13 protein-coding genes are annotated in these 13,804 nt (G+C 73.9%); 4 read left to right on the forward strand and 9 right to left on the reverse strand.

Annotated features, from left to right (window positions below; all coding sequences use genetic code 11):
• Positions 1–377: 377 nt before the first annotated feature.
• Positions 378–1,382, reverse strand: coding sequence for a stage II sporulation protein M (locus ACFVGO_RS38460; protein WP_380359272.1), 1,005 nt, complete (start codon positions 1,380–1,382; stop codon positions 378–380).
• Positions 1,383–1,690: 308 nt separating this feature from the next.
• On the opposite strand from ACFVGO_RS38460, the gene ACFVGO_RS38465 reads away from it, so the two are divergent.
• On the forward strand, positions 1,691–2,737 hold the full coding sequence (locus ACFVGO_RS38465) for an RDD family protein (protein ID WP_380359269.1): 1,047 nt from the start codon (positions 1,691–1,693) through the stop codon (positions 2,735–2,737).
• A gap of 67 nt (positions 2,738–2,804) precedes the next feature.
• Here ACFVGO_RS38465 and ACFVGO_RS38470 read toward each other — a convergent pair whose 3' ends face one another.
• Complete coding sequence (locus ACFVGO_RS38470; protein WP_359915514.1) at positions 2,805–3,443, reverse strand: hypothetical protein; 639 nt, start codon at positions 3,441–3,443, stop codon at positions 2,805–2,807.
• A gap of 108 nt (positions 3,444–3,551) precedes the next feature.
• On the opposite strand from ACFVGO_RS38470, the gene ACFVGO_RS38475 reads away from it, so the two are divergent.
• Positions 3,552–4,064: a SigE family RNA polymerase sigma factor gene (locus ACFVGO_RS38475; RefSeq protein ID WP_359915512.1), complete on the forward strand. Its 513-nt coding sequence runs from the start codon at positions 3,552–3,554 to the stop codon at positions 4,062–4,064.
• Entirely contained in the window at positions 4,061–5,110 is a 1,050-nt protein-coding gene (locus ACFVGO_RS38480; protein WP_380636825.1) for a hypothetical protein, read from the forward strand. The genes ACFVGO_RS38475 and ACFVGO_RS38480 overlap by 4 nt, the downstream gene beginning before the upstream one ends.
• Positions 5,111–5,295: 185 nt before the next feature.
• Here ACFVGO_RS38480 and ahcY read toward each other — a convergent pair whose 3' ends face one another.
• The 6 genes from ahcY to ACFVGO_RS38510 form a co-directional block, all read right to left on the reverse strand.
• Complete coding sequence (gene ahcY / locus ACFVGO_RS38485; protein ID WP_359910063.1) at positions 5,296–6,744, reverse strand: adenosylhomocysteinase; 1,449 nt, start codon at positions 6,742–6,744, stop codon at positions 5,296–5,298.
• 341 nt (positions 6,745–7,085) lie between these two features.
• Complete coding sequence (locus ACFVGO_RS38490; RefSeq protein ID WP_359910066.1) at positions 7,086–8,063, reverse strand: cation diffusion facilitator family transporter; 978 nt, start codon at positions 8,061–8,063, stop codon at positions 7,086–7,088.
• A gap of 156 nt (positions 8,064–8,219) precedes the next feature.
• Positions 8,220–9,467 carry an SIS domain-containing protein gene (locus ACFVGO_RS38495; protein WP_359910069.1) on the reverse strand — a complete coding sequence of 416 codons (1,248 nt, stop codon included), beginning with the start codon at positions 9,465–9,467 and terminating at the stop codon, positions 8,220–8,222.
• A gap of 94 nt (positions 9,468–9,561) precedes the next feature.
• On the reverse strand, positions 9,562–9,744 hold the full coding sequence (locus tag ACFVGO_RS38500) for a Trm112 family protein (RefSeq protein WP_224284587.1): 183 nt from the start codon (positions 9,742–9,744) through the stop codon (positions 9,562–9,564).
• A gap of 158 nt (positions 9,745–9,902) precedes the next feature.
• Positions 9,903–11,288, reverse strand: a complete 1,386-nt coding sequence (locus ACFVGO_RS38505; protein WP_359910073.1) for a phosphomannomutase/phosphoglucomutase — start codon at positions 11,286–11,288, stop codon at positions 9,903–9,905.
• 164 nt (positions 11,289–11,452) lie between these two features.
• Positions 11,453–11,818, reverse strand: a complete 366-nt coding sequence (locus ACFVGO_RS38510; RefSeq protein ID WP_359910076.1) for a DUF3499 domain-containing protein — start codon at positions 11,816–11,818, stop codon at positions 11,453–11,455.
• 164 nt (positions 11,819–11,982) lie between these two features.
• Here ACFVGO_RS38510 and ACFVGO_RS38515 point away from each other — a divergent pair, with 164 nt between their 5' ends.
• On the forward strand, positions 11,983–12,435 hold the full coding sequence (locus tag ACFVGO_RS38515) for a metallopeptidase family protein (protein ID WP_359910079.1): 453 nt from the start codon (positions 11,983–11,985) through the stop codon (positions 12,433–12,435).
• 41 nt (positions 12,436–12,476) lie between these two features.
• On the opposite strand, the gene ACFVGO_RS38520 is transcribed toward ACFVGO_RS38515, so the two are convergent.
• A partial coding sequence (locus tag ACFVGO_RS38520) for a DUF5719 family protein (protein WP_380636826.1) occupies positions 12,477–13,804 on the reverse strand: 1,328 nt, incomplete at its 5' end.

The following is a 13,804-nucleotide window of genomic DNA, read 5'->3' on the forward strand; positions in this document are numbered from 1 at the left end:
CGCTTCCTTCGGACCGCCTTCCAGCGGACCCTCCGGGCTTCGTTCTTTCGTGTTTCCAGCTTACCAGACGTTTTCCGCTCCGTTTACCGGGGCTTCATTCATCCGATTCCCGCTGGCGGGATTTCCTGCGAACTTCGTTCCGAAGCCTATCAAGGCTTTCGGAGTGCTCAGTCCGTGGGATTTGCTTCGTCGGAGGGTGCGCATTTCGTGAAATGCACTCGCCTCGATTCGGCGGTGTCGTAGACACTAACGCCCGGAACCGACCGTTGTCCAGTCAGTCCCAACCGTTGAAACCTACTAGCCCGCCCTCACCACGTCAATGGTTTGGCCGGACGAGAGGAAGACTAGCAGGTCAGGGGCCTGTGGATCACATCGGCTCAGGCGGCGACCGGCTGGAGGTCCGCCCGGTCGGCCGCCTCCAGATCGCCGAACTCCCCGCCCTCGGCGGCCCTTCGGCCCAGCACCAGGGCGTAGAGGAGGAAGGCCGCCTCGGCCAGCACGCCGATGGAGATGCGGGCCCAGGTCGGCAGGCCGGACGGGGTCACGAAGGCTTCCAGGACGCCGGAGACGGCGAGGACCGTCGCCAGGCCGATCGACATGCCGATGATCGCGCGGCCCTGTTCGGCCAGCGCCACCGAGCGGGTGCGCGGGCCGGGGTCGATCACGGTCCAGCCGAGGCGCAGCCCGAGGCCGCCGGCCACGAAGACCGCGGTCAGCTCCAGCAGGCCGTGCGGAATGAGGAGGCCGAGGAAGACGTCGAGCCGCCCGGCGGAGGCCATCAGTCCGACGCCGATGCCGAGGTTCACCACGTTGGTCCACATCACGTAGAGCACCGGAACGCCCAGCGCGATCCCGAACAGCAGGCACTGCACGGCGATCCAGGCGTTGTTCGTCCACACCTGTGCCGCGAAGGAGCTGGCCGGCCGGTCCGAGTAGTACGCCTCGTACTGGCCGCCGGGGCGGGTCAGCTCGTCGAGGTGCTCGGGGGCGATCAGGCTGTTGCGGACCTCGGGGTGGGTGGCCATCCACCACGCGAGCAGTGCGGTGGCCACCATGGAGACGATCGCCACCGGCACCCACCAGCGGCGCGCGCGGTAGAGCGCGGCGGGGAAGCTCACCGCGTAGTAGCGGGCGACGTCCTGCCAGCCGTTGGTCCGGGCGCCGGTGACCGCGCTGCGGGCGCGCGAGACCAGTCCGGTCAGCCGGCTCACCAGGGCCGGGTCGGGCGCGGCGGCCTGGACCTTGGCGAGGTGTCCGGTGGCGCGCTGGTAGAGCGTGACCAGTTCGTCGGCCTCCTCCCCGCCGAGCCGGCGCCGGCGGGCGAGGGCGTCCAGCCGGGCCCACTCCCCCTGGTGGGTGGCGACGAAGACGTCCAGGTCCATTTCGGCGGCTCCATGATCGGCGGCGGGCGCGGACGTGCGTGCGCGGGCGGGTGCGTCCAGGCGGGCGGCGGGTCCGGGCGGACACGTGCGGCCCAGCATGCCAGCAGCGGCCGCCGCCGCGGCCGCCGGGATCTCACTTCCCGTGCGCCCACTGGGCCCCGTATGTTTGCGGCTGCGGATCAGACTGCGGAGAGCGGGTCAGGGGGGCCGATCCGGGGTGATTCCCTCCCCCGGCACTGCCGCACTCCCAGGAGCGGATCTCCATGGGTGAGCCGTACGGGCTCCAAGAACGTGAACGGACAGGTGTCTTGAGCGACCTGGTGACGGGTGAGGCGGTCGTTCTCGGCCTCCGGACGGCGAAGCTTCCGAGCAGGGCCCTGGCGATCGTGATCGACCTGCTGGTGGAGTTCGCGGCCCTGCTGGTGTTCACGCTGCTGCTGAGCCTCGCCCTGATCGGGCTCGACGGCGCGGCGCTGGCCGCCACGATGATCGGCCTGATGGTGTTCTTCCTGGTGGCCGTGCCCGTGATGGTCGAGACCCTCACCCGCGGCCGTTCGCTCGGCAAGGCCGCGCTCGGACTGCGGGTGGTGCGCACCGACGGCGGGCCGGTGCGGTTCCGGCACTCGCTGGTGCGCGGGCTGGTCGGCTTCTTCGAGATGATCGTGCTGACCGGCGCCCCGGCCGTGATCACCTCGGTGGTGCACTCGGACGGCAAGCGGCTGGGCGACATCTTCGCCGGGACGGTGGTCGTCCGCGAGCGCACCCCGGGCGCGGGCGGCACCGCCTCCCCGCTGCCGCCGGTCCACCCGCACCTGCTGCAGGCGATGGGCCACGAGCTGGTCGCGATGGACCTGTCCGCCGTACCCGAGCCGCTCTGGCTGGCCATCCGCCAACTGCTGGGCCGGGTCGGCCAGTTGGATCCGGCGGTGATGCTCCGGATGTCCACCCGGCTCGCCGAGGACCTGTCCGCCCGGATCGGCCACCCGATCGCGCCGGGGCTGCACCCGGCGGCGTACCTGGGCGCGGTGCTCACCGAGCGCCAGCGGCGGGAGTGGATGCGGGCCCAGGAGCAGCTGTGGGCGGCCGGACGGGGACCCGCCCAGGTGCCCGCTCCCCGTCCGGCCTCCGGTCCGGTCCCAGCGCCGGCTCCGACGGTCACGGCCGACGGACGGCCCGTCCGCGTCCTCGGCCTGCCGGCGCAGCGGCCCGCACCGGTGGCACCGACCGCGCCCGCCGCACCGCCGGTGCCCGTACCGCCCGCCGCCCCTGCTTCACCCCCGGCATCGCCCCCGGCCCCGGCGGCTCCGTCCCTCGACAAGCCCGCCGCCGACACCGGCTTCGCCCCGCCCGCCTGAGCCGAGCCGGGTCGAGCCGGGGCGGGTCGGATCGGATCGGCCGGGCCGCCACGGCCCTGCCGGACCGCTACTCCTCCTCCGTCCCCACCCGCCAGGCGTTCGGCGGCGACGCCAGTTCCTCCAGCTCGATCCCCTCCGCCGCCAGCACCACGTCCCCCGCCAGGTGCACCACCTGCTGCTCGCCCGTCTCCAGGTCCGCCACCTGGTACCGCTCGACCAGCAGCGGCCCGGAATCCGTCTCGTGGGTGTCGACGCCCTCCAGCAGCCACCCCTGGTCGAGGGTGCGCGGAGCCAGCACCGGCTCGGTGAAGGCCACCAGCCGCACCCGCGCGCTCGCCCCCTCCGCCAGCCTCAGCAGCCGGGCAGTGGCGACCAGGAAGCCCGGCGAGCGGCCGGTGAAGGCGTGCGCCCGGTCGTGGCCCTCCGCCGCGTGCTCGCCGCCGGGGTCGGCCGCGTCGGTGCGGACCCAGGCCACCCCGTCCACCGCTCCGCCGCGCACCTGCCAGCCCCCGGCCCGCAGCTCCATCCGCAGCGGCCGGGCGCGCGAGTCCAGCGTGAGGTCGGTGCTGCCGAGCACCCGGCCGTCCGGCGCGTAGGTCTTGGAGACGTACCGCCACCCGGCCGCCCCGGGCGCGCAGCTGAAGCGCTCCTCCCCGAGCGGGACGTGGTCATGAGGGTCGTGGAGCGAGTACCGGCCGTTGGGCATGCCGGAAAGCCTACGTGCGCGCCGCGCGTGCAACCTTCCGCCCGGTGCCCGCATTAGAGCGGCGGACGGCGCGGCTGTGCGTCGCCACCACGACGAGAGGGGGTGCGGATGGCGAAGCGGACGCGCGACGCGGAGTTCACGGAGTACGTGGCCTCCAGGAGCGGCTGGCTGCGCAAGGTCGCCTATCTGCTGTGCGGGGACTGGCACCGGGCCGACGACCTGGTGCAGGAGTGCGCGACCAAGCTGTACGTGAACTGGTCACGGGCCGGCCGGGTCGAGAACCTGGACGGCTACGCCCGCAGGGTGCTGGTCAACACCTTCCTCGCCGAGCAGCGCTCGTCCTGGTGGCGGCGGACGTCGCGGACCGCGACGCCGGTGGACGTCGCCTCGGTGGCGGCCGACCTCGACGTCCAGCTCGACCTGCGCAGGGCGCTGGCCGCGCTGCCGCCCAGGCAACGGGCCACCGTGGTGCTCCGGTACTACTGCGACCTCACGGTCGATCAGACCGCCGAGGCGATGCGCTGCTCCTCGGGCAATGTGAAGAGCCAGACCTCGCGCGCTCTCGCCACCCTCCGGACGACGCTCGCCGCTCGCCCCACCACCGCCGAGAGGACGTCATGAGGACGCACGAGCAGCGTGATCTCACCGCCCGGCTGGGCGCCCTCACCGAGACCCCGGCGCCGCCCGCCGCGCTCGACACCTCGGCGGTGATCGCCCGCGGGCGGGTCCGGCTGCGCCGCCGCCGGCAGGCGCTGATCGGCGTGGTGGCCGGGTCGACCGCCACCGTGCTGGCCGGCGTGCTGCTGTTGCGCCCGGCCGGCGGGCCGCCCGCACCTGCCGTCCCCGCGCCGACCTCCCCGGCCTCGCCCACGCCGTCCCCGACCGCCGTCCCGACGCCGACGGCGTCCACCGGCCCGCTGAGCGCCGAGGCCCGCTTCGGCTGGCTGCCGCCGTGGCTGGCCCGACCGGCCGTCGGCTACGCGAACAGCGACGGACGGTCCGTCACCACCGCGGCCACCACGACCGCCGTCGAGAACGCCGTCCCCGCCCTGAAGCTCGAACTGCTGCGCGGCCCCGGCGAGCCCCTCGCCCCCGGGGTGCACACGGTCGCCGCGCCCGCGGTCGCCGGCCGGGAGGCCCAGTGGCTGGTCACCGACGCCTCGGGAGTCCCGGTCGGCCTGCGCTGGATGACCGCCTCCGGTCGCTGGGCCGATCTGAGGGCCACGCTGTGGATCGGGGCGAAGGTCAAGGAGGACCTGCTCAGGGTCGCGGCCGGGGTCGAGTTCGGCGGCCGGGACGTCCCGTTCCCGGTGCGGCCGACCGGCGTGCCCGCCGAGTTCGAGCCGCGGAACATCGAGGTCCACCGGCCGTCGAAGGACACCGAGCCCCCGTGGAGCGCCATCCTGTCGTACACCGTCGACGGGAAGTGGCTGAGCGTCACCGTCCAGCCGGAGACCTTCGGGGTGTTCGTCGACGGCAGGCCGGACGGCGGCACCCCGGTGTGCCGCGTCGACAAGGGCGTCCGGCTCTGCGCCAACGGGACGGCCGCGGGGAGCCGGCCGGTGCAACAGGCCGGCGGACTGGCTGGCCTGCTCAGCCGGTTCACCGTGCTCGGTGCGGACGAGGCCTCCTGGACGGCGACGGGGCCCGCGGACCGGCCCCGCTGACGGAAGCGGCCGACGAACCTGCCGACGGGCCCCGCAGACGCCGGCGGCCGGCGCCCCCCGAGGGGGGTGGCCGTGGGCCAACCTGAGCGGAGGAGGGTGCCAAAAAGCCTGGAGACGGCACCAAGACCCGTCGGGCGCCGTACGCCCCCCGAGGGGAGGGCGCCGGCCGCCGGACGGTTCACCGATCAGTAGCGGTACTGCTCGGCCTTGTACGGGCCGTCGACCGGGACGCCGATGTAGTCGGCCTGGTCCTGGGTCAGGGTGGTCAGCTTCACGCCCAGCGCGTCGAGGTGCAGGCGGGCGACCTTCTCGTCCAGGTGCTTCGGCAGCACGTAGACGCCGATCGGGTACTGCTCGGTCTTCGTGAACAGCTCGATCTGGGCGATCGTCTGGTTGGCGAAGGAGTTGGACATCACGAAGGACGGGTGGCCGGTCGCGTTGCCCAGGTTCAGCAGGCGGCCCTCGGACAGCATGATGATGGTGTGGCCGTCGGCGAAGCGCCACTCGTGGACCTGCGGCTTGACCTCGGTCTTCACGATGCCGGGCAGCTTCGCCAGGCCCGCGATGTCGATCTCGTTGTCGAAGTGGCCGATGTTGCCGACGATCGCCTGGTGCTTCATCTGCTCCATGTGCGAGGCAAGGATGATGTCCTTGTTGCCCGTGGTGGTGATGAAGATGTCCGCGATCGAGACGACGTCCTCCAGGGTGGTGACCTGGTAGCCGTCCATCGCGGCCTGGAGCGCGCAGATCGGGTCGATCTCGGTGATGATCACGCGGGCGCCCTGGCCGCGCAGCGACTCGGCGCAGCCCTTGCCGACGTCGCCGTAGCCGCAGACGACGGCGACCTTGCCGCCGATCAGGACGTCGGTGGCGCGGTTGATGCCGTCGATCAGCGAGTGGCGGCAGCCGTACTTGTTGTCGAACTTCGACTTGGTGACGGCGTCGTTGACGTTGATGGCCGGGAACAGCAGCTTGCCGTCACGGTGCATCTCGTACAGGCGGTGGACACCGGTGGTGGTCTCCTCGGTCACGCCCTTGATCGTGGCGGCGACCTCGGTCCACTTGTTCGGGGTGTCCTTGAGGGTGCGGTTGAGCAGCTCCAGGATGATCCGGAACTCGTCGTTGTCCGCGGTGGACGGGTCCGGCGCGGCACCGGCCTTCTCGAACTCGACGCCCTTGTGGATCAGCAGGGTGGCGTCGCCGCCGTCGTCCAGGATCATGTTCGGGGTCTTGCCGTCAGGCCAGGTCAGGGCCTGCTCGGTGCACCACCAGTACTCGTCCAGGGTCTCGCCCTTCCAGGCGAAGACCGGCACGCCCTGCGGGTTCTCCGGGGTGCCCTCCGGGCCGACGGCGATGGCCGCGGCCGCGTGGTCCTGGGTGGAGAAGATGTTGCAGGAGCACCAGCGGACCTCGGCACCGAGCGCCGTCAGGGTCTCGATCAGGACGGCGGTCTGCACGGTCATGTGCAGCGAGCCGGTGATGCGGGCGCCGGCCAGCGGCTGCGACTCGGCGTACTCGGCGCGGATCGCCATCAGACCGGGCATCTCGTGCTCGGCCAGCTGGATCTCCTTGCGGCCGAACGGCGCCAGGGAAAGGTCGGCGACCTTGAAGTCACCGGTGATGTCGGTCGACATGCGTCTGCTCCTCGCTGATGGGGGTGGGGCCAAAGGTCCGGGCGTGCGTCGCGTGCGTCAGGCCGTACGGGTGCACGGCCACGCCGGAACAGCCGGGTCCGTGGTGGACCGGCTTCCCGTTGCGCAGCACAAACCGTCGGAGGACCTCTCTCCCTCGACCGGCGCACACCCTACGGGTGCGGACCACCGATCGACCGCCATCAGCAGCGACGTTCTGGCTCTGGTGACGAATCTACACCGACGGCCCCGCCGGCCGTCCGCCGATGACCGATTTCGGCCCCCGGTCCGAGCGGCGCTCCAGCCGGGCCCCAGGGGCCCCGGCCGCGGGGCCGGGGCGGGGTTCAGTGCGCGTCGGCCGGGCCCGGACCACCGGGCGTGGCGGCCGGGTCGTCGCCCGCCGCGGCCTTCTCGGCGCTGTACACGTCGGGCTCCAGGTAGATCGCCCGGGCGATCGGGACGACCGCGCGGACCCGCTCCTCGGCCGCGTCGATCGCCGCCGCCACCCGGGCGGCACTGTCCTCGGCGTTGACGGCGATCTTGGCGGCGACCAGCAGCTCCTCCGGGCCGAGGTGCAGGGTGCGCATGTGGATCACCCCGGTGACCGTCTCGCCGTCCACCAGCGCCTCCCGGATCCGGTGCACCGAGTCCTTGTTCGCCGACTCGCCGAGCAGCAGCGACTTGGTCTCCATGGCGAGCACCACGGCGATCACCACCAGCAGGACGCCGATGCACAGGGTGCCGACGCCGTCCCAGACGCCGTTCCCGGTGATCACGGTGAGCCCGACGCCGAACAGCGCGAGCACCAGACCGATCAGCGCACCGGTGTCCTCCAGCAGCACCACCGGCAGCTCCGGCGCCTTCGCGGTGCGGATGAACTGCACCCAGCCCTGCCGGCCCTTGGCCTTGGCGGACTCCCGCATCGCGGTGAGGAAGGACCAGCCCTCCATCGCTATGGCGAAGACCAGCACGCCGACCGCCCAGCCCCAGGCGTCCAGGGTCTCCGGGTGGCTGATCTTGTGCCAGCCCTCGTAGATCGCGAACAGGCCACCGACGCTGAACAGCACGACGGCCACCAGGAAGCCGTACACGTAGCGCTCGCGGCCGTACCCGAAGGGATGCTCCTCGTCGGCCTCCCGGCGCGCCCGCTTGCCGCCGATCAGCAGCAGCACCTGGTTGCCGGAGTCGGCCACCGAGTGCACGCCCTCGGCCAGCATCGAGGAGGAACCGGTGAAGCCGAAGGCGGTGAACTTGGCCGCCGCGATCGCCAGGTTCGCGGACAGTGCCGCGATCAGTGCCTTGGTGCCGCCTTCGGTACTCACGCGACCGCCTCGCTGCGCTCGGCGGGCGCTTCGCACAATACGCGCCCTCTGATGATGAGCTCGCTTCGCTCACACATGCCTCGAAAGTCCTCACGGGTCGATCAGCTCGTCGAGCGCTTACCGTACCGGCCCGGAGGTTCCACCCGGCCGACCGTCTCAGGACTGCGCGGCGAGCCCCAGGTAGACGGCGGCGAAGTCGGTCAGCGCGACCAGGTCGGCCAGCGCGTGCAGCGGGTCCGGCCGGGCGCTCGCGTACTCGGTCAGCCGGACGTCGTGCGCAGCGGCCAGCCGGTGCGCCCGGCTCACGCCGAAACTGCGCGGCCCCGCGTCCTCCTCCGGCACCTCGGCCGGGCCGTCCTGCCCGTCCTCGGCCGCCGGGCCGGCCGCGCCCGGGGCGTGCCGCAGCAGCAGCACCTGAAGGTGCAGCGGGTCCGGCTCCTCGACCCGGTCGCGGAAGAAGTCGTCCGGGTCGGCACCCGCGCCCAACTGCCCGGTGAACATGCCGCGGTGGGCGGTGAGCACCTGCGGCAGCGGCCCGGCCAGCGCCGGGCGCCCGGCCCGGTCGGCCAGCTGGGCGGCGAACCGGGTGGCGGCCGCCCCCGCGATCGGGCCCTCGGCCCACAGCAGCGGGACCGTCCCGGCCAGCCGGGCGGCCAGGCCCTTCGCCGGGTTGGTGTACGCGGCGGCGTCCGGGCGGCAGCGCACGGCGGTGGCGTCCAGCAGGTCGGCGACGGCCGGCAGCGCGTCGTACGGGAGCTGGGTGAGGCCGATCTTCTGGGCCAGCGCCAGCAGCGGGGTGAGGTGGGACCAGAGCGCCGCCGGGTCCTCGGCCGGCAGGTCCGGCTCTGCGGCCGCCACCGGCGCGAGGTCCTCGGACGACGCCGAGGCCACGAAGGGCAGCGGCAGGGCGCGCACCTGCAGCGCGGCCTCGGCCAGCGCGCTGCCGGCCGGGGCGGTGACGACGATCGCGCAGCCGCGCGCGTACGCCTGCTCGGCGAGGCCGACCAGGCCCTGCTCGCCGCCGTCGGCGGAACTGATTACCAGCAGGTCCAGCGGGCCGGCCCAGCCGGGCAGCTGCCAGCCGAGCCCGGCGGTGAAGGCGGGCGGGGCGCCGGCCCGGTCGGCGCGCGGGGCGGCCGCCTCGGTCGGCGGCAGCGGGGTGACCAGGGAGGCCGTGCCGGCCAGCGCGGACAGCATCTCGGCGGCGGTCAGCGCGCTGCCGTGCCCGGCGACCAGGACGGAACGCGGCCGGCCGTCCGGCCGCAGCCGGTCGAGCCCGGCCGCCTCGGCCCGGCGCAGCGCGGTGCGGACCCGTGCGCCCGCGCCGGCCAGGGCCAGCAGGGCGCGGTCGTGGTCGGCGCGCCGAAGGGCGGCCGGATCGTCGAGCAGGGTGTCGTCGAGCATGCGGCGAACCTCCGGCTGCGGTCCTCTGGGCGCGCGCTCCGCTGCGCGCCGGGCGGTCGGGGTGGGGCTTTCGCCCCGGGCAACGCCCCCAGCATCAGGCCGGGCGGCGGGCCTCGTCCACCAGGAGGACCGGAATGCCCTCGCGGACCGGGTACGCGAGGCCGCAGTCCGCGCCGGTGCAGACCAGCTCGGGCTGCTCCTCGGTGCCGCCCTCGGCGAGCGCGGCCCGGCACTGCGGGCAGACCAGGATCTCCAGCAGGAAGGATTCGAGCTTCATGGGGCTCTCCAAAGTTCGGGGGTGGCACGGAGGTGGCCCCACCCCCACGCGACCCCCCCCACCAGGCGGACCAGGTCCGTTCCCCTCTTCCCCCACCGGTCAAAGCTGAACCCCCCCCCCCTCACCCCTCCCCGGGCCCCCGGGGCCCGTGATCAGGCTCAGCCGCGGACGACGGCGAGCACGCCGTCGCGCAGCTCGGCCATCTTCGCCGGGTCCTTGGCCTCGACGTTCAGGCGCAGCAGCGGCTCGGTGTTGGAGGCGCGCAGGTTGAACCACCAGTCCGGGCCGGCCACGGTCAGGCCGTCCAGCTCGTCCACCGTGGTGCCCTCGGCGCCGGCGAAGGCGGCGCGGACGGCGGCCGTGCTGGCGGCCTGGTCGGCCACGGTGCTGTTGATCTCGCCGGAGGCCGCGTAGCGGTCGTACTCGGCGGTGAGCGCGGACAGCGTGCCCGGCTGGCCGCCGAGCGCGGCCAGCACGTGCAGGGCGGCCAGCATGCCGGTGTCGGCGCGCCAGAAGTCGCGGAAGTAGTAGTGCGCGGAGTGCTCGCCGCCGAAGACGGCGTCGGTCTCGGCCATCTCCTGCTTGATGAAGGAGTGGCCGACCCGGGTGCGCACCGGCTTGGCGCCGAGCTCGCGGACCACCTCGGGGACGGTCCAGGAGGTGATCAGGTTGTGGATGACCGTCGGCTCGGCCTCGCCGGCGGCGCGGGCGCGGGCGATCTCGCGGACGGCGACCAGGGCGGTGATCGCCGACGGGGAGACCGGCTCGCCGCGCTCGTCCACGACGAAGCAGCGGTCGGCGTCGCCGTCGAAGGCCAGGCCGATGTCGGCGCCGACCTCGCGGACCCGCGCCTGGAGGTCGACCAGGTTCTTCGGGTCGAGCGGGTTGGCCTCGTGGTTCGGGAAGGTGCCGTCCAGCTCGAAGTACATCGGCACGAGCTCGATCGGCAGGCCGTCGAAGACGGTCGGCACGGTGTGGCCGCCCATGCCGTTGCCGGCGTCCACCGCGACCTTGAGCCGGCGGATCCCGGTGAGGTCGACCAGGCCCAGCAGGTGGTCGGCGTAGCCGCGCAGGGTGTCCTGGGCGGACAGCTCGCCCGGCTTCACGTCCTTGGCCGGGACGGTGACGGTGTCGTCCTCGGCGGTCCAGGACTCGACCAGCTCGCGGATCTCGGTCAGGCCGGTGTCCTGGCCGACCGGGGCGGCGCCGGCCCGGCACAGCTTGATGCCGTTGTACTGGGCCGGGTTGTGGCTGGCGGTGAACATCGCGCCGGGCAGGTCCAGCTTGCCGCTGGCGTAGTACAGCTGGTCGGTGGAGCACAGCCCGATCTGCACCACGTCGGCGCCGTAGGCCGCGGCGCCCTCGGCGAAGGCCAGGCTCAGCGCCGGGGAGGAGGGCCGCATGTCGTGCCCGACCACGATCGCGGACGCGCCGGTGACCTGCACGAACGCGGCACCGAAGGCCCGGGACAGGCTCTCGTCCCACTGGTCCGGGACGACGCCCCGGACGTCGTACGCCTTCACGAGCTGCTTGAGGTCGCGCACTGCGGCTCCACCCTGGTCTTAGGACTGATCACGGAACGTCTGGGCCACCGCGCGTCGGATCGACGGGCGCGGTGACGGTAGACGGGCAGCGTACCCGGGCCGGACGAACACCCCGTGCCGGGTTGGTCCCGATCAGGCACGATCCGCCCGGCGGACCCCGGGCCTCAGTTGTCGGGCGAGCGCAGGACCCGGAGGTGGCCGCGGCGGCCGCCCTCGGTGGACTCGCCCTCGGGGCCGCGGCCCTGACGGGGGTTCTGCGGGCGGGCGGCCTCGCGCACGGCGTTGGCCAGCGCCTCCAGGTCGTCGCTGCTGCGGCGCAGCGGCCCGGCCTCGGCGGCGAGCCGGACGACCTCCCAGCCGCGCGGGGCGGTGAGGCGCTCGGCGTGCTCGGCGCACAGGTCGTAGCAGTGCGGCTCGGCGTAGGTGGCGAGCGGGCCGAGGACGGCGGTGGAGTCCGCGTAGACGTACGTCAGCGTCGCGACGGCCGGCCGGCCGCACGCGGTCCGCGAACAACGACGTACAGAGCTCACGAGGGTGGACGGTACCGCACTCCTCGCCGGGGAGCGAAGACCGCCTGCCCGGAAGGGGTGCCGTGTCGCACCGCGGGCGCCGGGGCCGCGTATCCAACGCCCCGTGCGATTCCCCGCCGGAGTGGTCCACTTCCGACCGTCCAAGGACTACCCTCGGCAGTGATATGGACAGCTCCGCACCGCAGTCATCGACAGGCCCGGCGCGCCGCCCCCGGCACCGCGACCGGCACGGGCGGGGCCTGCGCGGCCCGCTGGCGCCGCCCCAGGTGCCGATCTCGCTCACCCGCTCCGAACTGTTCGACGACTACGTGCGCGAGTCGGTGGAGCGCCTCGAACGGCGTTGGCCGCAGTTGATCGAGGTGGAGTTCGCCGTCCAGGAGGTGCCGCTGCACGAGCCGGACGGCGCCGACGCCGAGGACGGCGTGCCGCTGGGGCGGGTGTCGCCGGGCAAGCAGGGGCACAAGAGCCAGATCGTGGTGTACCGGCGGCCGGTGGAGATCCGGGCGAAGACCCGCGAGGACCGCGCGGCGCTGGTGCACGAGATCCTGATCGAGCAGGTCGCCGAGCTGCTGGGGCTGTCCCCGGACGCCATCGACCCGCGCTACGACGAGGACTGATCCCCCCGGGGCGGCACCAAGGGTGCCGCCCCGTCGGCTGCTCAGCGCAGGACGACGCCCGGATCCTGGCCGGCCTGCGGGACCTTGACGGTGCTGCGGTCGTCGCGCAGCGCCTGGACGGTGAACATCGGCACGTCCTTGGCCGGCAGGGAGAGCATCCGGGCGGCCACCACCGGGCCGCCGGAGACGGTCTCCGCGGTGAGCGCGAAGACGCCGTTCAGCCCGGCGGGCTCGGGCGCCGGGAGGGCGACCGTGCCGCCGGCCGGGACCTGGACCTCCTTGGTGGCCGGGGTGCCGCCGCCGCTGCCGGCCGAGGCGGTGACCCGGACGGTGGCGGCCTCGCCGCTGGAGGTCAGGTAGAGCGTGGAGGCGCCGGCCCGGTTGTCGGCGACGGTGGCGCGGGCTCCGACCGGGTTGCTGCCGGTGAGCCAGGCCGCGTCGGTCTTGCCGTTGGCCGCCGCCCGGTCGATCCGCAGTCCGGCCACGATCGGGGTGCGGTGCTTGTCGTCGCTGGGCGACAGCCGCAGCCCGGCGACCTCGTCGCGGGTGACCTTGCCGAGGTCGACGGCGGCCACCATGCCCGCCTTGACGTGGATCGACTCGTTGCCGGCCGGGCTGAACCAGCCGTTCTTGCCGGACAGCTGGATCTTCAGGTCGGCGTCGTCCTCCGGCGGCGCCCAGACCACCAGGCGGGCGGAGGCGGTGTCGGCGGGCAGGCCGGGCAGCACCTGGACGGGGGCCGGGTCGGCCGAGGCCGGGATCCAGTCCGCGCCCTTGCCGCCGTCGGCGGCGTGCAGCGCGGCGCCGACCCGTCCCGAGCGCACCACCACGTGCACCGCGAGGTCGGCGACCGCGCCCTTGCTGATGGTCGACAGCAGGACGGCCTGGGAGCTGCCGGGCGCGACGGTGATCCCGTTGGCCGAGTCGTTGTCGATCAGGCCCTTGTCGCCGTACAGCTTGATGTCCACCACCGCGGCGGAGGACTCGGTGTTGACCAGGCTGACGTAGTCGACCCGGTCGCCGGCGGTGCTGGCCCCGGCGAACCAGAAGCCGGTCCCGGCCGGGGCGCAGGTGAGGCCGGACAGGCCGAGGCCGCGCTGCTCGGTGACCACCGTGGTCTGGGTGACGGTGAAGCCGGGGGCGAGGGCGCCGGTGGCGACCGCCCCGGTGCCGGGCGCGGCGTCGCCGTTGGCGGCCGGGCCGGTGGCCGGGGTTCCGGGCTTGGGCACCGTCAGCCGGGCGTCGGCGGGCGCCGCGTTCTTGTCCTGGGCCGGGGCGGCGGGGGCGCCCGAGCCGGTCGGGGCCGGGGCGGCGGGGGCCGTCGGGGCCGCCGGCGCGGCGGTCGGCTGGGCGGCGGGCACGGCCGGCG

Source organism: Kitasatospora sp. NPDC057738 (genome assembly GCF_042798815.1).
Lineage (GTDB): Bacteria > Actinomycetota > Actinomycetes > Streptomycetales > Streptomycetaceae > Kitasatospora > Kitasatospora lactacystinica.